We start from the raw sequence: 20,043 nt of genomic DNA, 5'->3' as shown, positions 1-20,043 counted from the left end.
CCGCCCGCGAAGGGCCGCGCCGGCGCAGCGCAGTCGGACGTCAGGCGACTCAGGCCTCGACGCGGGTCCGCAGCACCTTGCCGGTGGCATTGCGAGGCAGCGGATCCGTGCGCAGCTGCCAGCGGGTCGGGACCTTGTAGTAGGCCAGTCGATCCCGGAGGAACTCGACGAGCTCGGCTTCCGTCACGGGGCGAGCGGGGTCGGGGACGACCACCGCCGAGACCTCCTGCCCGAGGTCCTCGTGCGGGCGGCCCAGGACGATGCACTCCAGCACGGCCGGGTGCTCGGCCAACGCGCCCTCGATCTCCGCGGGGTACACGTTCTCCCCGCCGCGGATGATGAGGTCCGACCGGCGGGCGTTGAGATGCAACAGGCCCCGCTCGATCGTGCCGATGTCCCCGGTGTGCAGCCAGCGATCCGGATCGATCGCCGTCGCCGTCGCGTCCGGATCGTTCCAGTAGCCCAGCATGTTGAAGGGGCTGCGCACGCAGATTTCACCCTCGACCCCCTCCGGGACCGCCTGGTTGGCCTCGTCGCGGATCTCCAGCTCGACGGTGGCGATCGGCCGGCCCAGCGTGCCGGGCGTAGCGGCGAGGTCCCCGGCGGTCGCCACGGTCAGTGCCGTGCAGGACTCGGTGAGCCCGTAGCTGTCCACCAGGGCGCGCTCGGCCACCGGCAGCGCCCGGCGCAGCCGCTCCTGGAACTCCGGGGACGACGGCGCCGACGCCAGCGAGAAAGCCCGTAGCGAGGAGAGGTCGTAGCCGGAGAGATCTCCGTGCTGGAGCAGACGGTGGGCCATGGTGGGGACCGCGCCCCAGTTGGTGACCCGCTCCCGCTCGATCAGCCGCAGGACCCGGTCGACGTCGAAGGCGCCCTGGTGCACCACTGCGGTGCTGCCCGTCGCCAGCCGGGGAAGGGCCAGGTTGTGCAGGCTGGCGATGTGGAACAGCGGCGAGGTGAGCAGGTAACGGCGGTCGCGCGGATCGGTGGGGTCGCCGAAGGCCTGGGCCAGCGCATCGTTCATCCGGTGGTACTCGATGACCGAGGTCAGGTTCCGGTGCGAGTGCACCGCACCCTTGGGCCGCCCTGAGGTGCCGCTGGTGTAGAGGATCACCGCCGGGTCGTCCTCGGACACCTCGACCGGTGTCAGGTCCTCGCCGGGGTGGGCGGTGACCAGCCGGGGGAGGTCGTCCTCCATCGACAGGACCGTGACGTCGCTGCCGCCGATGAGGGCGGCACGCTTGCTGTCGGCGACGACGACCTTCGGCGTGCTGTGCTCCAGCGCGTAGCCGACCTCGCTCCGCGACCACAACGAGTTGAAGCCGACCGCGATCGCGCCCGTTGCCACGGCCGCCCAGAACGAGACGATCCACTCAGGACAGTTGGCCGCCAGGATGGCGACCCGGTCTCCCTTGCCGACGCCGTGCTCCTCGCGCAGCACCCGGGCCAGGGAGGCCACCCGCTGGGCGTGCTCGGCGAAGCTCAGCCGGGACTGGGCCGTGACGACGTAGTCCCGGTCGCCGTGCCGCCGCGAGTCCACCAGCACCTCACCCAGCGAGCGCGGCCGGTTGCGGAACACCGTCATCTCCACCCCGAGCACCTGCTCGCGGGCCAACTCGAAGGGCCCGCCGGGGCCGGTCAGACCGGTCACCACCGCGAGGGCGGCAGCCTGGGGATCGGTCGAGGTCGTCATCGGAGCTCCGTGGGTCTAGATGGCGGAACAGCGCACACGCCCGACCATGCTGGCGCGTCCGTGGTCCGTCCGGGCACCCGTCCCGATCACCGGGACTCGGCTGTGACCCGGGACACCGCCTTCCCGGCCTGCGTGGGCACGACCGCATCCGATCCGACCACGTCCGGGTCCGGGGCTGCGCGCGGCTCACCCAGATGTCCGCCGGCCCGCCGGACCCCGGTGGGCGTCGTCGCGGCGCCGGCGACCTCCCGGCCATCGGGATCGCGCCCGGCTGCTGCGCCCGCCGCTGCCTACCGTCCGCACACCGGCGGTCGACCACCCGAGCACCGGATGCGCAAAGGGGAACGTCATGGTGATTCATATCGTGCAGCGGGCTCGACCCGTCGTCGGAGTGGCAACGGTTCTGGTACTGGCTGCGGCCTGTTCCTCGTCCGGCGGGCGCGGGGCCGATCGGGCGGAGGTTCGGAGCTCCGGGGACGCCTACGAGGTCGGCGTCATCGGGGCCGAGTCCGGAGGTGACCCGGTCGACGGGGGGACGCTGACGTTCGGGGCCTACTCCGAGCCTCGCAGCCTCGACCCCGCGGTCTCGATCGTCGCCGGCTCCACGGGGGGCCTGGAGATGGCGGCGATCTACGACGTCCTGATGCGCTGGGACAGCGAGACGAACACGGTCGAACCCCAGCTGGCCGAGTCGCTCGAGGCGAACGACGACTCCACCGTCTGGACGCTGACGCTGCGCGACGGCGTCACGTTCAGCGATGGCACGCCCCTGAATGCTGAGGCCGTCAGGTGGAGCCTGGAGCGCTACGTCGCCAAGGGCGCCGACGAGGCCGGTCTGTTCACCAACAACGTCACGGGCATCGACACCCCCGACGACCGGATCGTCGTCTTCACCCTGGCCACCGAGTGGCCGAGCTTCGACTACCTGCTCACCACCGGGCCGGGCATGGTCGTCGCGCAGTCCGCGGACGCCGGCGGCAGCTTCACGCCCGTCGGTGCCGGTGCCTTCACTCTGGGCAGCTACGCGCCGCAGGAGGAGATGGTCCTCGAGCCGCGCGAGGACTACTGGGACGGCCCGCCCCATCTGGACAGCATCCGGATCGTGTACCTGAGCGACCCGCAGGCTCGCTTCGAATCCTTCCGGGCCGGCGAGATCGGCTCCGCGTTCATCCGGGAGCCGGACCTGGTCGACCAGGCGCTGGACGAGGGGACGTCGGGCTTCCTGAACCTCGTGGCGTTGGGCAGCGTCGCGGTGATCAACGCCGACGAGGGGCGACCCGGCGCGGACCCCCGGGTGCGGCAGGCCATGTTCCAGGCCATCGACCCCGAACTCGTCGTGCAACGGGCCTACGGCGGCGCCGGCATCGCCAGCACCGCCGTCTTCCCCGAGTACTCCCGCTGGCACACCGACGTCGAGCCGCTGCCCCACGACCCCGAGGCGGCGCGGGCACTGGTGGAGGAAGCGAAGGCCGACGGCTTCGACGGCAGGATCACCTACCTCGACGCGCAGGACCCGGCATCCCGCGCGACCGCGCTGGCGGTCAAGGCCTCGCTCGAGGCGGTGGGCTTCGAGGTCGAGACCGACCTGGTGCCCACGGTCGCTGATCAGGTCAACCGGGTCGCGGTGAACCGGAACTACGACGTGGCCGGATGGGGGATCAGCTGGCGTGAGGCCGGACCGTACGGGCGGATGTACGCGACGTTGCACGAGGAGGGCAACCTCACCGTCGGCATGCCCACCAGCCCGGAGATGAGCGCGCTCATCAACGAGTTCCAGGGAGCGGGGACCGAGGACGAGCAGAGCGAGATCATGGGACGCATCCAGGAGCAGTGGAACATCGACGTGCCCGCCCTGGTCTACGGGCCGACGCCGGAGTTCCTCATGTGGTCCGACGATCTCCACGGCGTCGAGGACACGGTCAACAGCATGGTCCTGCTGGACGACGCATGGCTGGACGCGGGTAGCTGATCGCGGGCACGCCGGCGCCCCCGGAGGCGCCGGCGCCCCCCGTTGGGCAGCGGATGCCGGGCGTGACCAGGGTGCTGGATCGGCCGATCAACCAGGCGATCGCGCAGGCGTCGACGTCGATCTCCGATCCGGCGGTCTCGCCGTCCACGTCCGGGTTCCGGCCCAGTTGCAGCGCCCATCAGGCGGTGCAACGGCGGGGGGCCTCGACGGGGGCTACCGCTGGAGGTGGACGTCGATCCGGACCCGTTGTTCGACCGCGTGCAGTACGCCGTGTTGATGGCCCGGGTGGCCCGCAAGGTCAGCGGCTGCAGAGTGCTGAAGTCGGTCCGACGCCGTACGTCCGGTCGTGTGGGAGGGGGGCCGGGCGACCCCGGCCCCCCTCCCCGTTCCTGGCCGCAGCTCCTACCGGCGCCCCAGCTCCCGGACCACGCCACGGACCCAGCGGAGTTCGCCGGCGCCGGCGTCGTAGTCGGCTTCGATCGGGCTGATCGACACGAGGTCTGCCTCGAGCGCCGCGAGGTCGGAGTTGCGGACGTCCGCTGACAGGCCCAGCCCGTACTCGAACGTGAACGAGGACGACTGGCCAGGCTCGGGCAGGGCTCCTGCGTAGTCGAGATCGAACAGCCCGCGGCCGGTTTCGGTGGCGGCCACCCCTTCGGGCTGGCCGCCGTCCTCGACCAGCGGGTAGTTGACGTTCAGGCCGATGCCGTCGGGCAACAGGTCGCCGCGGTGCGCCCGGTCCTGCAACCGGTCGACCAGGCGGACGACGAACTGCGCGGTCTCCGCGAACGGTCCCACGTCGTCGCCATCGACCTCCGTGCTGACGGCGATGGCGGGCACCCCGTCGGCCAGTGCGTTGACCGCCGCCCCGACGGTGCCGGAGTGGATGATGCCCTCCGCGACGTTCTCCCCGACGTTGGTCCCGGAGATCACGAGGTCCGGCGGGTCGTTCTCGTCGAAGACCGCCGACAGGCCGAACTCGGCGGCGTCGACGGGGGTGCCGGTGACCGCGTACTTGCCATCTGCGGGCTGGGCCACGGTCAGCGAGCCGCCGAACGTCAGGGCAGCGCCCTTGCCGCTCTGGTTGGTCGCCGGCGCAACGAGCACCACATGGTGACCAGCTCCGACCAGTTCGTCGTACACGGCGGTGATGCCCGGCGCGTCCCAGCCGTCGTCGTTGGTCAGCAAGATGTGCAGCCGCTCGGGTCCGTCCCCCGATGCGGTGGCTGATGTGGCACTCACCCCCAGGACCACACACGTGCTCGCGGCGAGCGCACCGACGATCCTCGTTCTTCTCACATGCACTTCCTCTGGTGATCGGAGACCGACGGTCACCGAGCGGCGGGCGCACCGGGCGGTGCGCCCGCTCGTCCTAGCTGTGTGGAACGTCACCGGTCGAGGCCGTCCCGCTGAGTGGGCGCGTCCGTGTGCCGGGAGACATCGGTGCCGATCAGGGCTCGGAAAAGCCGGATCAGCACGGTCGAGGCCGGGGGCGTGGGCAGCCCCCGCGATCGAGCCGGCGTCGGCCGACCGGCTGGGCCGGGCGCCCACCGCCCGCGCGGCGGCTCGGCGGCTCCCGGTCAGCGGGATCGTCCCCGGGCCTCCGATCGCCGGTGGTTAGCGTCCGCAGGCCAGGGGGCCGTGTGTTCACCCAGGGCTTCCGAGGCCTTCCGGATCGGGGAGGCGCACCAGGTGTGGAGGAGACGACCATGACCCAGAAGCCCGTGGCGCAGCACGAGGCGCCGGACGTGTTCGCTCCGGCCGAGCTCGGCCCGGTCACGCTGCGCAACCGCACGATCAAGGCGGCCACCTACGAAGGCATGAGCCACAAGAGCCTGGTGACCGACCGGCTCATCGACTTCCACGTCCAGCACGCCGCCGGCGGGGTGGGCATGACCACGGTGGCCTACTGCGCCGTGGCGCCGGAGGGCCGCACCGACCGGCACCAGATCCTGTGGCGGCCCGAGGCGCTGCCCGGGCTGCGCAAGCTGACCGACGCCGTCCACGCCGAGGGCGCGGCGATCTCCGCGCAGATCGGGCACGCCGGCCCGGTGGGCAATCCCAAGGCCAACGGCGCGCCCGCCCTGTCGCCCAGCCGGCACTTCCACAAGACCACGCTGAGCTTCACCAAGGTCGCCACCCGCGACGACCTGGCCCGCATCGTCGCCGCCCACGGCGACGCGGCCACCATGGCCGCGGAGGCCGGCTTCGACGCGGTCGAGGTCCACCTCGGCCACAACTACCTCGCGAGCTCGTTCCTCAGCCCGAAGCTCAACCACCGCACGGACGAGTACGGCGGGAGCCTGGAGAACCGCGCCCGGCTGGCGCTGGAGATGGTCCAGGCCGTCCGCCGGGCGGTCGGCGACCGGATCGCGATCATCGCGAAGCTGAACATGGACGACGGCTACCCCGGCGGCTTCTGGCTGGACGAGGCCATCGTCGTCGCTCAGTGGCTCGAGCAGTCCGGGGCGGTCGACGCGCTGGAGATGACCGCCGGCAGTTCACTGCTCAACCCCATGTACCTGTTCAAGGGCGACGCCCCGCTGCACGAGTTCGCCGGCGTGATGCCCGAACCGCTCAAGACCGGCATCAAGCTGGTCGGGTCGCGCTTCCTGCACTCCTACCCCTACCGGGACGGCTACCTGCTCGAGGACGCCAAGCAGATCCGCTCGCACGTGAAGCTCCCGATGATCCTGCTCGGCGGCATCACCGACCGGCAGATCATGGACACGGCCATGGCCGAGGGCTTCGAGTTCGTCGCCCTCGGGCGGGCGCTGCTCCGTGAGCCCGATCTGATCAACCGCATCCAGGCCGACGCAAGCACCCGGTCGCTGTGCAACCACAACAACAAGTGCATGACCAAGATCTACGGCGGGACGCGCTGCGTGCTCGTCCCCCAGTCCGACGGGAGTCCGGCGGCGCAGGCCCCGGCCGCCGACGTGAGCCAGGTGGTGGAGGCGGCCGAGAGGCTGGAGGCGCGGGCGTGACGCAGGAGACCATCGCGGGCCTGCTGCTCGACCGGGTCGGGGACTCCCGCACCGGTCTGCGCACCCGTGAGCGGACGTGGACCTGGGACGAGGTGGTGCGGGAGGGCGCCGCTCGCGCGGACCTGCTGCGCTCACTGCGGACCGACGGCCCCTTCCACATCGGTGTCCTCCTGGACAACGTGCCGGAGTACGTCTTCTGGCTGGGCGGTGCGGCGCTGGCCGGCGCCACCGTCGTGGGGATCAACTCCACCCGCCGGGGGGAGTACCTCGAGGCCGAGGTCCGTCACACCGACTGCCAACTGGTGATCACCGACCGCGCGGGCCTGGCGCTGCTCGACGGCCTGGACATCGGTGTCGACCGCAGCCGGTTCCTGCTGGTGGACGACCCGGCGTACGCCGAGCAGGTGGCCGCCGCCGACCGCGAGCCCCGGGCCGACCCGTCCGTCACCCCGCAGACGCAGATGCTGCTGCTGTTCACCTCCGGCACCACCGGGGCCTCCAAGGCGGTCCGCTGCTCGCAGGGCCGGTTGGCCGGCCTCGGCGCGGCCAACGCGGCGAAGTTCGACATCGACCGCGACGACGTCAGCTACTGCTGCATGCCGCTGTTCCACGGCAACGCCCTGATGGCGCTGTGGGCACCGTCGCTGCTGGCCGGGGCCTGCGTCGCCCTGACCCCCAAGTTCTCCGCGTCGGGTTTCCTCCCGGACGTCCGTCTCCACGGAGCCACGTACTTCACCTACGTCGGCAAGGCGATCAGCTACGTCCTGGCCCTCCCGGAACGGCCCGATGACGGCGACAACCCCCTCACCCACGGGTTCGGCACCGAGGCCTCCCCGGAGGACCAGGCCGAGTTCAAGCGGCGCTTCGGGGCGAAGCTGTACGAGGGCTACGGCTCCAGCGAGGGCGCGGGCATGGTCCGGCTCGCCCCCGAGGGCCCGGTGACCGCGCTCGGCCGCCCGGCGCACGACGACGTCTGCATCGTCGATCCCGAGACGCGCCGGGTGTGCCCGCCGGCGCGGCAGGACCGGCACGGCCGGGTGCTCAACGCCGAGGAGGCGATCGGTGAGCTGGTCAACAAGGCCGGCGCAGCGACCTTCGAGGGCTACTACAAGAACCCGGCCGCCGACGCCGAACGGGTCCGGCACGGGTGGTACTGGACCGGCGACCTCGGCTACGTCGACGAGGACGGCTACATCTACTTCGCCGGGCGGTCCGGGGACTGGATCCGGGTGGACGGCGAGAACGTCTCGGCGTTGCACGCCGAGCGGGTGCTCCGGCGCCATCCGGCGATCCTGGCAGCCGGTGTCTTCGCCGTCCCCGACCCGCGCTCCGGCGACCAGGTGATGGCCGCGGTCGAGGTGCCCGACGGCACGTCCTTCTCCGGCCTGGACCTGCCGGCCTTCCTGGCCGCGCAGGAGGACCTCGGCACCAAGGGTGCGCCGCGGTTCGTGCGGATCTCTGCGAGCCTGCCGACCACGGGATCGGGCAAGCTCCGCAAGAAGGAGATGCAGGCCGAGGGCTGGCGGACCGGCGACCCGGTGTACCGGTGGGCGGGCCGTGGCGGGCCGTCCTACGAGCTCATGACCGACGACGACAAGATCGCGCTGCGCGAGTCTTTCGCCGCCGCGGGCCGGCTGCGCTTCCTGCCCTGACGGGCTGGTAGTCCAGACCCACCCGACCCCGAGGAGAGGAATCGATGGATCTGCGCGAGACGCCTGCCCAGCGCGAGTTGCGGGCGGAGCTCCGGGCGTACTTCTCCGGCTTGCTGCCCGAGGACGAGCGCCGCCGGGTGGGGGAGCAGGGCGTGGGCGGCCCGCGGTTCCGCGAGGTGGTCAAGCGGCTGGGTGAGGACGGCTGGCTGGGCATCGGCTGGCCGGTGGAGTACGGCGGCCAGGGTCGCTCGGTCGAGGAGCAGTACGTGTTCTTCGACGAGGTGCAGCGGGCCGGCCTGCCGTTCCCGTTCGTCACCGTGAACACCGTCGGCCCGACGTTGATGAGCCACGGCTCGCAGGAACAGAAGCAGCGCTACCTGCCGGGCATCCTCGCCGGTGACGTCGTCTTCGCGATCGGTTACACCGAACCCGGCGCCGGCACCGACCTGGCGTCGCTGACCACCCGTGCCGTCCGGGACGGCGACGAGTTCGTCGTCGACGGCAGCAAGATCTTCACCAGCGGTGCCAACACCGCCGACCACGTGTGGCTGGCCTGCCGCACCGATCCGGACGCGCCGAAGCACAAGGGCATCTCGATCGTCATCGTCCCGACCGACGACCCGGGCTTCTCCTGGAGCCCGATCGAGACGGTCGGGGGACTGCAGGTCACCGCGACCTACTACAGCGGCATCCGGGTGCCCGCGGGCAACGTGGTCGGCGAGGTCAACGGCGGCTGGAGCCTGCTGACCACCCAGCTCAACCACGAGCGGATCGGGCTGGCCGCCCTGGGCGGTCGGATGATCGCGCTGTGGGAGCAGGTGCGGGAGTGGGCCCGTGACAACGGCACCGTCGAGCTGCCCTGGGTGCAGGCCGACCTCGCCCGCACCTACGCCAAGCTCGAGGCGATGCGGCTGATGAACTGGAAGATGGCCAGCGCAGTCGCCCGTGGTGAGCTCACCGGCGCCGACGCCGGCGCGGCCAAGGCGTACGGCACCGAGACGCACATCGACGTCCAGCGCACGCTGACCGGCATCCTCGGCGCCGCCGGCCGGATCCGGCCGGAATCACCTGGCGCGGTGCTCGCCGGGCAGGTGGAGCAGCTGTCCCGGCAGGGGATCGTCAACACCTTCGGTGGCGGCGTGAACGAGATCCTCCGCGACATGGTCGCCACCCAGGGGCTGGGGCTGCCCCGGCCCCGACGGACGGCATGAGCAGCGTACGGACGCCGGCCGGGCCGGGGACGTGGCGGTGCGCGCGCGCCGGCTCGGCACCGACCCTGCCGGCGCGTGAGCCGACGACGACGGAGGGACACTGATGGACTTCATCCTGGGCGAGGAGCTGCAGGCGGTCCGCGATCTGGCGCGCGAGATCTTCGCCGATCGGGCCACTCCGGAGCGCGCTCGCGTCGTCGAGGCCGGGGAGGACCGGATCGACGAGCAGCTCTGGGCGGAGCTGGCCAAGGCCGGGCTCGTGGGCGTCGCCGTGCCCGACACCGACGGTGGCGCCGGCCTCGGGCTCGGCGGGCTCTGCGTCCTGCTCGAGGAGCAGGGCCGGGTGGTCGCCCCGGTACCGCTGTGGCCGGCCGTCGTCGGCGCGCTCGCCGTCGCCGCGCACGGCAGCCCCGAGCAGCGGGGCGCGATCCTGCCGGGCGCGGTCGAGGGCTCCCTGCGGTTGACGCTGGCGCTGGAGGAGTTCGCCGGTACCGAGCCGGCGCGGCCCGGGTGCACCGCCGAACCCGACGGCGAGCGCTGGCGGCTGACCGGCACGAAGGCCGTCGTTCCTTCGCCGTTCGGCGCCACCGCGGTGCTGGTCGCGGCCGGTACCGAGCAGGGGCCGGGGCTGTTCTTTGTGGCGCCCGACGCCGATGGTGTGCAGTGGCAGGCGGCGGAGACGACGACCCATGACCGGAGCGGTCACCTGCACCTCGACGGCGTGGTCGGCGAGGCGCTGGGCACGCCCGGCACCGGCGTCCTCGATGCGGTGCTGGAGCGGGCCTCGGTCGCGCTGGCTGCACTGCAGCTCGGAGTCGCCCAGGGCGCGCTGGCCTACGCGGCGGCCTACGTCCGCGAGCGCGAGCAGTTCGGCCGCCCGCTGGGCACCTTCCAGGCCGTGCAGCACCAGCTCGCCGACTGCTACATCGACATCGACGCGCTCCGGGTCACCCTCTGGCAGGCCGTCGCCGACCTCGAGGACGGTGTGCCCGACGCCGGGGCCGCCGCGCTCGTGGCGGCCTGGTGGGCCGGCGAGGGTGGGCTCGACGTGGTGCACCGGGTCCAGCACGTGCACGGCGGGATCGGGGTGGACACCGATTACCCGGTGCACCGGCACTTCCTGTGGGGCAAGCAGCTGGCCGGCACGCTCGGCGGGCCGAGCGCCGTCCTGGCCCGGCTCGGCACCGTGCTCGCCGCCGGCACGGTCTCGCGGTGAGCGCGGCCGGAACTCCGCCTGCGACGTCCACAGGGGCGCTCGACAGCGATCCGATCCCGGGAGGGGCCCAGTGACGGGGACATGCGCGCGCACGGCAGGGGAGTGGCGGGGAGCGGACCTCGGCACCCGCACGGTGTCCTACGACGAGCGGGACGCGATCCTCTACGCCCTCGCCGTGGGGGCGGCCCCCGACGAGCTGGACCTGGTGTTCGAGGAGCGGCTGCGCGTGCTGCCGACCTTCGCGCTGACCCTGGCCCAGTGGGCACCGGACGCCCTCGGCAGCCAGGGGGCCTTCGACGTCCGCACCGCGGTGCACGGCAGCCAGCGGCTGCAGTCGCTGGCGCCACTGCCCCGTGCGGGTCGGCTGGAGCTGGCCGCCCGGGTCGGCGAGGTGTGGGACAAGGGATCGGCCGCCGTGTTCGAGGTCGTCGTGGAGAGCGACGCCTTCGTCGCGACCTGGTCGCTGTTCGCTCCCGGCTGCGGCGGTTTCGGCGGTGAGCGGGGTCCGTCCAGCCCGAAGCGGCCCGAGGCGCAACCGGGCCTCCGAGCCGAGGTGCGCACCGCGCAGAACCAGGCCGCCCTCTACCGGTTGCTCGGTGATCGGCACCACATGCACATCGATCCGGCCGCCGCGCAGGCCGCAGGGCAGCCGCGGCCCTTCCTGCACGGGCTGTGCACGTTGGCGGCGACCACGCTGGAGCTGGCCCGCTCGGTGGGTGCACACCCGGCCGAGCTCGCCGAGCTGGACGGCCGCTTCAGCGCACCGGTGTTCCCCGGGGACCGCCTGGGGGTGACCGCCTGGCCGGACGGTCGGACCGCGTCGTTCGAGGTCGCCGACGGCGAGCGCCCGGTGATCTCCGGCGGCCGCATCCGGTTCGGCTGATCACCCGGTCGCCGTCCCGGCCGCCTGACGGCCGGGACGGCGGCCGGGCGGTCCCGGTCAGGAGCGCGTGGCGAGGTACCGGGCCGGCAGCTCGCCGCCACCGTGCACGGCGAGATCCGACCCGGTCACGTAGCCGGCCAGATCACTGGCGAGGTACAGGCAGCTCCGCGCGATGTCGGCCGGCACGGCCATGCGCTGCATCGGGATCACCGCGGCCACCGCGGCGCCGCCGTCCTCGCCGTAGACCGACGCCGCGGCCTCGGTGCGGATCAGGCCGGTGGTGATGTGGTTGACGCGGACCTTCGGCGCCCATTCCAGGGCGAGCGCCCGGGTGAGCGCGAGCAGCCCGGCCTTCGCTGCGGTGTAGGCCGCCGTCCCGGGCTGGGGATCGTGCGCCGAGACGCTACCGATGTTGACGATCGCGCCACCGGACTCCTGCTCCTGCATGATCGCGTTGGCCGCCTGTGCGACGTAGAAGGGCGCGAGCAGGTTGAGCGCGACGATCTTCTCGACGAACCTGGGGGAGACGGTCGCGGCGTCCGCGTCGGGCGAGCCGCCGGCGTTGTTGACCAGGACGTCGATGCGGCCGAACCGCTCGACGGTGGTCCGCACGAGCGCGGTGGCCTGGGCTGCCTCGCGGACGTCGGTGGGGACGAAGACGGCCTCGTGCCCCCCGCCCTGTGGTGGTCGTTCGGGCTCGGTACGCCCGCACACCACCACGTCGGCGCCTGCCGCCAGGAAGGTCTCGGCGATCTCGCGGCCGATTCCCTTCGTGCCGCCGGTGACCAGCACCGTCCGTCCCGAGAAGTCCAGTCCAGTGCTCATGCCCGTCCTCGTCGTCGATGGCCCGTCGAAGGCTAGGCAGTGCCCCGGGGAGCGGGCGCCGGCTTCTCGCTCAGCGGAACGCCCGCCACGGCCCGGGCTCACGCCGACGCCGATCTCGATCGGCGCACCCACCGCACATGGCAGGCGTCGTACCGATCAGTGGGATGGATCACGCCGACGGTCGCGGAGGTGCTTTTCTTTGCCCCCGGGCGCAGAGCCTGGTGCTCGTCTGCGGGCTCGGTGGAGGCTCGTGTCGGAGCAATCGGGACGTCGTACGTGCCCGGGGACCGTCGCGGTTCCCCGTCCGCACCCGGCGAGGTGGAAGAGAGGAGGCGCGATGGGCCGCACCCTGCTGAAGCGAGTGGGCGAGCTCGCGGCGGTGCTGCTGATCGTCAGCTTCGGCACGTTCATGCTCGTGTCGCTGCTGCCCAACGATCCGGCAGTGGTGATCCTCGGGGAGGGGCGCGAGCCGGCGGAGTACGAAGCGGTCCGGGAGGAGCTGGGGCTGAACGACCCGCTGCCGGTGCGCTACCTCGACTGGCTCGGCTCGGCGGTCACCGGTGACCTCGGCGAGACGGTCGTGCCGCCGGTCACGGACGTGCTGGACAGGGTCGCCGCAGCCCTGCCGGTGAGCGTAGAGCTCGCCGTGCTCGGTATGGGGATGGCGCTGCTCTTCTCGATCCCGCTGGCGATGTGGTCGGCCTACCGCGCCGGTGGACGGGTCGACCGGGTGATCAGCGCCGGTGCGTTCGGCGTGCTCTCGGTGCCCAGCTTCCTGGCCGGCCTGCTGATCATCATGGTGTTCGCCAACCAGCTGGGCTGGTTCCCGCGGGCGCAGTGGGTGCGGCTCAGCGAGAGCATCGGGGACAACCTGTACCACGCCTTCCTGCCGGCACTGGTGATCGCGCTGGCGGAGACGGCGCTGTTCACCCGCATCCTCCGCAACGACCTGATCACCACGCTGCAGGAGGACTTCATCCTCGCCGCCAAGGCCAAGGGCATGTCGGCGCGGCACATCATGTTCAGCGATGCCCTGCGCCCGTCGTCCTTCTCCATGATCACGCTGCTGGGGATCAGCCTGGGGCGGCTGATCGGTAGCACCGTCATCGTCGAGTACCTGTTCGCCCTCCCGGGCATGGGGTCGCTCGTCATCGGTGCCGCCAACACCGGCGACTTCACCATGGTCCAGGGAGCGGTCCTGGTGATCGCGGTGATCTACGTGCTCACCAATCTGCTGATCGACCTCTCCTACGGCGTTCTCGACCCACGGATCAGGCGGGCCCATGTCTGAGATGACCCAGGTGTCCACTCCTCCCGCCTACGGCCAGGCGGTGGATGCGGCTGTCGCCCCGGCGCCGATGCAGGACCCCCGCCGCTCCCGGTCGTTGTGGGCAGGCGTTGTTCTCACCGCGCTCGGCATCGTGACGGTCGCGATCGGCGTGGCCGGGCTGAGAGGTGCCAACGGCTGGCTGCAGCTGGCCGTCGTGGTCGCCGGTCTGGCTCTCACGCACGTCGGGGCCGGCCGGTTGCTCCGGCACCGCTTCGGTGCCGGTTTCGACCTCACCTCCTGGCTCTCCGCCATCTGGCTGGTGCTCCTGGTCCTGGCCGCGCTGCTCGCACCGGTGCTGCCGCTGGGAGAGCACGAGGACATCGCGAGCACCCTGAGTGCGCCGGTCTTCGCGCGGCCGGATCTGTTGTCGGAGTACCCCCTCGGCACCAACAACTTCGGCCTCGACCTGCTCGCCCGGGTCCTCTACGGGGCTCGCGCCTCCCTGGTCGTGGCGCTGGGGGCCGTCGCGATGGGGCTGGTGATCGGCGCGGCGCTGGGGATCGTCTCGGGCTTCTTCCGCAAGACCACCGATGCAGTGATCGGCATCTTCACCAACTCGCTGCTCGCGGTGCCACCGCTGATCCTGCTGATCGCGCTGGCCACCGTTCTGGAGCCGAGCCTGCGCAACCTGGCGTTCGCGCTGTCGTTGCTGGCCCTGCCAAGCATCGTCCGCATGGCGCGGGCGAGCACGCTGACGTTCGTGCAACGCGAGTTCGTCCTCGCGGCCCGGGCGATGGGGGCGAGCCGGCTGCGGATCATGACCCGCGAGCTGCTGCCCAACGTGATGCTCCCGCTGCTCTCCTACGCGATGGTCATGATCTCGGTGCTGATCGTCGCCGAGGCGTCGCTGAGCTTCCTGGGCCTGGGTATCCAGCCTCCGGATCCGTCCTGGGGCAACATGATCGCCGAGGGCGAGGGCAACGCCTTCGAGGAGCATCCGCACATCGTCCTCGTGCCGGGCGTCGTGTTGTTCCTGACCGTCTTCTCGTTGAACCTGCTGGGGGAGAAGGCGCGCAAGCGCTTCGACCCGCGCCAGGCGAAGCTCTAGGGAGTGCCATGAGCTCCAGTTCCGCTGCGCTCCAGGAGAGGTCCGGCGCCGCACGGGAAACGCCGGTGCTCGTCGTGGACGACCTCCGGACGCAGATCCACACGCCGCACGGCGACGTGCAGGCCGTCGACGGCATCTCCTTCACCCTCGGTCGCGGCGAGACCCTGGGGGTCGTCGGCGAGTCCGGCTCCGGGAAGTCGGTGCTCGGCCGCACGATCATGGGGCTGTACACCACCGGCCCCACCATGACGGTGACGGGACGGGTGCTGATCGCCGGCAAGGACGTGCACGCGCTGAGCGCGTCCGAGCTGCGCGAACTCTGGGGCGGTGACGTCGGCATGGTGTTCCAGGACCCGATGACCGCGCTCAACCCGGTCAAGAAGGTCGGCGTGCACCTGACCGAGAGCCTGCGCAAGCGCCGCGGGATGAACCGGCCGCAGGCGAAGGCGCGCGCCGCGGAGCTGCTGGCCCTCGTCGGCATCCCCGAGCCGCGGCGCCGGCTCGACCAGTATCCTCATGAGCTCTCCGGTGGCATGCGGCAGCGGGTGGTGATCGCGATGGCGCTGGCCAACGAGCCGGCGCTGCTGATCGCCGACGAGCCGACCACGGCACTCGACGTCACCGTGCAGAGGCAGATCCTGGATCTGCTCGCGCGGCTGCAGGACGAACTGGGCATGGCGATCATGCTGATCAGCCACAACCTCGGGGTCGTCGCCGGCCGGGCCGACAGGGTGGCGGTGATGTACGCCGGCCGGGTGGTGGAGACGGCGGACGCGGCGGCGTTGTTCGATGCGCCGCACCACCCCTACACCGAGGCGCTGCTCGAAGCCATCCCGCGGCTGCATCAGCCACCGCACGTGCGTCTGGCGGCGATCGACGGGGCGCCACCGAACATGGTGGCTCCACCGGTCGGCTGCCGCTTCGCTCCTCGGTGTCGCTACGCACAGCCCGACTGCACCGAGGCGCCGCCGTCGCTGGACCCCGCCATGGCGAACGGCGTGGTCACCCCCGGACACTCTTTCGCCTGTTACCACCCCGTCAACGCAGGAGGGCAGTGATGGCCGGGAGCGGAGTCGCGCACCTGCGACCGGAGGCCGAGCAGGTTCTCGCGGTCGAAGAACTCGTCGTGCAGTTCCCGGCCAAGGGCGGGCACACGGTGCATGCGGTCTCCGGCATCAGCTTCGACGTGCTCGACGGTGAGACGCTGGGGATCCTGGGCGAATCCGGCTGCGGCAAGTCCAGTGCCGGCCGCGCCCTGATGCAGTTGCCGCCGCCGACCTCCGGGTCGGTGCGTCTCGGGGACGACGAGCTGACCGGCCTCACGGCGCAGACGGTCCGGGAGCGTCGTGCACGGATGCAGATGATCTTCCAGGACCCGGTCTCCTCGCTCAACCCCCGCCGCAAGGTCAAGGACCTCGTGGCCGAGGGGCCCAGGATCTGGGGCAAGGAGGCCACCCGGGAGCAGATCGAGGCCGTGCTGCGCGCGGTGGGTCTGGATCCGGCGGTGGTGTGGGAGCGCCGGCCGCACGAGCTCTCCGGCGGGCAGTGCCAGCGACTCTGCATCGCCCGGGCGCTGATGCTCGATCCGCAGGTGCTGATCTGCGACGAGCCGGTGTCGAGCCTCGACGTCTCGGTGCAGGCCCAGATCCTCAACCTGCTCGAGGACACCAAGAAGCGCTACGGCCTGAGCATGGTGTTCATCGCGCACGACCTCGCCGTCGTCAAGAACATCAGCGACCGCATCATGATCATGTACCTGGGCAAGGTGTGCGAGGTGCTGCCCGCCGCCAGCCTGGCCGAGCACGCGATGCACCCCTACACGAGGCTGCTCCTGGAGTCGGTGCCGGAGGTCACCGCCTCGGAGGCTGCGACCGGCGGGGAGCAGCAGCGGGCCGGCGGCGAGCTGCCCTCGCCGCTGAACCCGCCCAGCGGCTGCCGGTTCCGCACCCGCTGCCCGCTGGTCACCGAGGAGTGCGCGGCGGTCGAGCCACAGCTGCGCGAGGTCGGCGAAGGGCACTACCTCGCCTGCCACAACTCCGGCCCCGGCGCCTCCCCGGCGGCCTGATCCGCCGCAGGTCGCAGCTCCTCCCTCCTCGCTCGCGGTGCCCCGGCCGACCCGGCCGGGGCACCGCTGTGCGTGGAGCGTCCCGAGCGGGAGCACCTGGCGGCGGTCTCCTCGGCATCCGCCGCCCGATGCTCTTCTGTGATTCCACTCACCGAGACCGACTCCGGGTCGTGCGCTCCGCATTGCTTCGCTGCTGCAACCAGCCACCCGGGCATCCGATCGGTGGCGCGTGACCGTGTTCATGGAGGACCAACGTGAAAAGAACCACGCTGACCGCCCGTCTGGTTGCCACCTTCGGCGCCGGTGCTCTTGTGCTGTCCGCCTGCGGTGGCGGCGGAGGCGCACCGTCCGGCTCCGCGAGCGGGGAGACGCCCGAGCCCACCACCGGGATCATCGGCGGGCAGGAGGACTGTGACAATCCCGTCGAGGGAGGCACGCTGACCCTGGCTGATTTCTCCGAGGCCCGCAGCCTCAACCCCACCCAGACGATCGCAAGCGCCTTCGCGGGTGGTACCGCGCTGGCGGCCGTCTACGACGTCCTGGTGCGGTACAACCCGGAGACCCAGGAGTTCGAGCCGCACCTGGCCGAGGACGTGACCTCCAACGAGGACTTCACCGAGTGGACGGTCACCCTGCGCGACGGAGTCACCTTCAGCGATGGCACCCCGCTGAACGCCCAGGCCGTCGTCGACAGCGCGAACTGGTACCTGACCAACCGCGGGTTCGAGGCCGCGGTCATCGGCCCTCACCTGGCCGGTATCCGGGCGGAGGGCGACAACACGGTCGTCTTCGACCTCACGACGCCGTGGGCCACGTTCCCGGCGTTGCTCGGCCAAGGGATCGGCATGATCGTCGCGCCGGCGGCCATCTCGGGGCCGGAGTTCCAGCCCATCGGTGCCGGACCGTTCACGCTGGACCGCTACGCCCCGCAGGAAGAGCTCGTGCTCAACGCCCGGGACGGCTACTGGGACGATGACCCGTACCTCGACCAGCTGCGGTTCGTCTGGCTCGGCAACGACGACGCCCGGTTCGAGACGCTCGAGTCCGAGGGCGCCGACGTCACGGTGCTGCGGGATCCCGGCGTGGTCCAGGAGGCGCGGGATGCGGGGTACTCGGGCTACTCGACGGTGCAGAGCCTCGGCAACATCATCATGGTCAACAACGCCGAGGGCCGGCCGGGCGCCGACCCCAGGGTGCGGCAGGCCCTCGCCCTCGCCGTCGACCCCAGCGTCCTCAACGAGCGGGTGTTCGGCGGCGTGGACATCGCGAGCAAGGCGCTGTTCTCCGACCTCTCGCGCTGGCACGCCGAGGACGTCGAGATCACGCCCCTCGACGTCGAGCAGGCGCGCGCACTCGTCGAGGAGGCCAAGGCCGACGGGTTCGACGGCACCATCCGGTACCTCGGTAACGCCTCTCCGGGGGGTCGGGATCAGGCGCTGGCGCTGCAGGCGATGCTGGAGAATGCCGGCTTCACGGTGGAGACCGAGCTGCTGCAGTCGACCGCGGACATCATCCAGCGGGTCTTCGTCTCCCGGGACTACGACCTGTCCCAGGCGGGTCTGTCGATCACGGAGGAGGACCCGTTCCAGCGGCTGTACAGCAGCTTCCACAGCGAGTCCCTGTCCAGCGCCAGCGGGTACGCCAACCCGGAGATGGACGCGCTGATCACCGAGCTCCAGGGGACCGAGGGGGACGAGCGCCAGGACGTCCTCACCCGCATCGAGGAGCTCTTCCAGGAGACCATGCCGGTGGTGTCGCTGTCCCCGGTCACCCCCTTCTTCCCCTGGCAGGACGACGTGCACGGCGTCAAGCCGACGGTCGACGGCATGCTCCTGTTCGGGGACGCCTGGATCGGTGAGTGCTCCTGACGTCGGCCCGAGCCGGGGCGCGGCACCGGGCCGGAGAGCCGGAGCTGAGGGCTCTGCCTGAAACCCGGCGCTAGGGCCTCCTTCAGCACAGGCGGTTGTCCACTGATGTGGGCAACCGCCTGTGCCGTGAGGCCACGGGAACTCACTGCCCTGACTTCCACGTCGATGACGAGCGCACCCGGCTGTGGTGGGTGAGGGGCGCGGGACCACGCCCTGCTCCCGCACCGAGACATCGGAATCGGTCTCAGGAGCACGGCGACCGCCGAGCAGGGGCAGGCCCGCGTGCGCGGGCAACCGGCAGCGAGCGACCCGGCCAGCCGCAACCGGGCGCTGGCGGTGCAGCCTGCTCAGCGCCTCGGCCGCGAATGCGCTCGGCTGATGGATCGGGGAGTGCTGACGCCTGTCTGACCGGATCGGTGCTCGGCGGCGCGGGCCGGTCGCAGGCGTCTGCCTGCGGCCGGCCCGCGGCGTGCCCGCCGAGCCGCCCGGCCCGTCCGGTGCACGTAGTCGCGTGCCCCGGGCCAGGTCAGCGTGGTGGGAGCGTGCCGTTCCCGACCGGCGCGGTCATGAGCGCCACGAGGGTGGCCACGAGCTCTCCGACCACCTGCTCGGTCGGCTCGGCTCCGTCGTCTCCGGCGGCCAGCTGCCGCTCCTGCTCCGCCAGGATGCGGAAGGCGATGAGCGCCGCCCACTGGCTGCGTCGCCGGAACGTCGCGGCCGACTGGCCCGGGAGGAGTGCGCGTAGCTCGCGACGCATCCAGCGCAGCGCCGGCTGGTCGGTGCCGGTGGACTCCGCGTCGCGGACGAAGGTGGGGTGGTCCATGACGTTGGCCAGGAAGCGCAGGTAGCAGGTGCCGGTGCCCGAGGCGCCGATCGTCTCCGCCAGCGGCACGACCAGCAGCCGGATCAGGTCCTCGGGGAGGAGTGGGCGATCGGCCCGCCGCAGCTCGTCGGCCAGTTCCTGGCGGCGGGCGTCCACCGTCGGCGATCGTGCGGCGATGATCGCAGCGATCAGCCCCTCCTTGGAGCCGAAGTGGTACTGGGCGACGGAGTTGTTCCGCTGACCCGCGGCGGCCCCCACCATGCGCAGCGAGACGGCCTCGACGCCGTACTCGGCGAACAGCCGCTCGGCCGCCTCGATCATGCGCGCGCGCGTCGTCGCCCGTGCTCCACCAGCGGGGACGTCGGCCAGGGGGTCGACGGTCACCGCTCCAGGCTAGCCCGCCACCGGCTCGGGCCCGGTCGGGCGGAGAGCGGCGAGCCGCCCGGGAAAGCCGGCGCGCTGCCGGCGAGGTG

At 71.7% G+C, this 20,043-nt stretch carries 15 protein-coding genes; 11 read left to right on the top strand and 4 right to left on the bottom strand.

Annotation, left to right across the window (positions count from 1 at the left end):
* Positions 1-49: 49 nt before the first annotated feature.
* Positions 50-1,693: a steroid-24-oyl-CoA synthetase gene (locus tag BMW62_RS05465; RefSeq protein WP_091929826.1), complete on the bottom strand. Its 1,644-nt coding sequence runs from the start codon at positions 1,691-1,693 to the stop codon at positions 50-52.
* 391 nt (positions 1,694-2,084) lie between these two features.
* Here BMW62_RS05465 and BMW62_RS05460 point away from each other — a divergent pair, with 391 nt between their 5' ends.
* A complete protein-coding gene (locus tag BMW62_RS05460) occupies positions 2,085-3,662 on the top strand; it encodes an ABC transporter substrate-binding protein (RefSeq protein WP_211434991.1) in 1,578 nt (525 codons plus the stop codon).
* A 402-nt stretch (positions 3,663-4,064) separates the two neighbouring features.
* Here BMW62_RS05460 and surE read toward each other — a convergent pair whose 3' ends face one another.
* Positions 4,065-4,997: a 5'/3'-nucleotidase SurE gene (surE, locus tag BMW62_RS05455; RefSeq protein WP_170852222.1), complete on the bottom strand. Its 933-nt coding sequence runs from the start codon at positions 4,995-4,997 to the stop codon at positions 4,065-4,067.
* A 374-nt stretch (positions 4,998-5,371) separates the two neighbouring features.
* On the opposite strand from surE, the gene BMW62_RS05450 reads away from it, so the two are divergent.
* The 5 genes from BMW62_RS05450 (at position 5,372) to BMW62_RS05430 (ending at position 11,611) form a co-directional block, all read left to right on the top strand.
* Positions 5,372-6,649: an NADH:flavin oxidoreductase gene (locus BMW62_RS05450; RefSeq protein ID WP_091929823.1), complete on the top strand. Its 1,278-nt coding sequence runs from the start codon at positions 5,372-5,374 to the stop codon at positions 6,647-6,649.
* On the top strand, positions 6,646-8,301 hold the full coding sequence (locus BMW62_RS05445) for a steroid-22-oyl-CoA synthetase (protein WP_091929822.1): 1,656 nt from the start codon (positions 6,646-6,648) through the stop codon (positions 8,299-8,301). The genes BMW62_RS05450 and BMW62_RS05445 overlap by 4 nt, the downstream gene beginning before the upstream one ends.
* Before the next feature lie 44 nt (positions 8,302-8,345).
* Positions 8,346-9,512, top strand: coding sequence for an acyl-CoA dehydrogenase family protein (locus tag BMW62_RS05440; protein WP_091929821.1), 1,167 nt, complete (start codon positions 8,346-8,348; stop codon positions 9,510-9,512).
* A gap of 103 nt (positions 9,513-9,615) precedes the next feature.
* Complete coding sequence (locus BMW62_RS05435; protein ID WP_091929820.1) at positions 9,616-10,728, top strand: acyl-CoA dehydrogenase family protein; 1,113 nt, start codon at positions 9,616-9,618, stop codon at positions 10,726-10,728.
* A gap of 70 nt (positions 10,729-10,798) precedes the next feature.
* Positions 10,799-11,611: a MaoC/PaaZ C-terminal domain-containing protein gene (locus tag BMW62_RS05430; RefSeq protein WP_091929819.1), complete on the top strand. Its 813-nt coding sequence runs from the start codon at positions 10,799-10,801 to the stop codon at positions 11,609-11,611.
* Positions 11,612-11,668: 57 nt separating this feature from the next.
* Here the strand turns inward: BMW62_RS05430 and BMW62_RS05425 are convergent, their stop codons facing one another.
* Complete coding sequence (locus BMW62_RS05425; protein WP_091929818.1) at positions 11,669-12,436, bottom strand: SDR family oxidoreductase; 768 nt, start codon at positions 12,434-12,436, stop codon at positions 11,669-11,671.
* 337 nt (positions 12,437-12,773) lie between these two features.
* Between BMW62_RS05425 and BMW62_RS05420 the strand changes: the two genes are divergently transcribed.
* The 5 genes from BMW62_RS05420 to BMW62_RS05400 all read left to right on the top strand — a co-directional run bounded on the left by BMW62_RS05420 (position 12,774) and on the right by BMW62_RS05400 (position 18,747).
* Positions 12,774-13,727, top strand: coding sequence for an ABC transporter permease (locus BMW62_RS05420; RefSeq protein WP_091929817.1), 954 nt, complete (start codon positions 12,774-12,776; stop codon positions 13,725-13,727).
* Positions 13,720-14,814: an ABC transporter permease gene (locus BMW62_RS05415; RefSeq protein ID WP_091929816.1), complete on the top strand. Its 1,095-nt coding sequence runs from the start codon at positions 13,720-13,722 to the stop codon at positions 14,812-14,814. The genes BMW62_RS05420 and BMW62_RS05415 overlap by 8 nt, the downstream gene beginning before the upstream one ends.
* Before the next feature lie 8 nt (positions 14,815-14,822).
* Positions 14,823-15,872, top strand: a complete 1,050-nt coding sequence (locus BMW62_RS05410) for an ABC transporter ATP-binding protein (protein WP_091929815.1) — start codon at positions 14,823-14,825, stop codon at positions 15,870-15,872.
* Positions 15,872-16,879, top strand: a complete 1,008-nt coding sequence (locus tag BMW62_RS05405; protein WP_091929814.1) for an ABC transporter ATP-binding protein — start codon at positions 15,872-15,874, stop codon at positions 16,877-16,879. Before BMW62_RS05410 ends, BMW62_RS05405 begins: the two co-directional genes overlap by 1 nt.
* A gap of 254 nt (positions 16,880-17,133) precedes the next feature.
* Complete coding sequence (locus BMW62_RS05400) at positions 17,134-18,747, top strand: ABC transporter substrate-binding protein (protein WP_091929813.1); 1,614 nt, start codon at positions 17,134-17,136, stop codon at positions 18,745-18,747.
* 526 nt (positions 18,748-19,273) lie between these two features.
* On the opposite strand, the gene BMW62_RS05395 is transcribed toward BMW62_RS05400, so the two are convergent.
* Positions 19,274-19,954, bottom strand: coding sequence for a TetR/AcrR family transcriptional regulator (locus tag BMW62_RS05395; RefSeq protein WP_091929812.1), 681 nt, complete (start codon positions 19,952-19,954; stop codon positions 19,274-19,276).
* Positions 19,955-20,043: the final 89 nt, after the last annotated feature.

This window comes from Blastococcus sp. DSM 46786 (assembly GCF_900109665.1).
In the GTDB taxonomy this organism is placed as follows: domain Bacteria; phylum Actinomycetota; class Actinomycetes; order Mycobacteriales; family Geodermatophilaceae; genus Blastococcus; species Blastococcus carthaginiensis.
The sequence above is the reverse complement of the archived record's forward strand: the minus strand, read 5'-3'. Positions and strand labels throughout refer to the sequence as shown.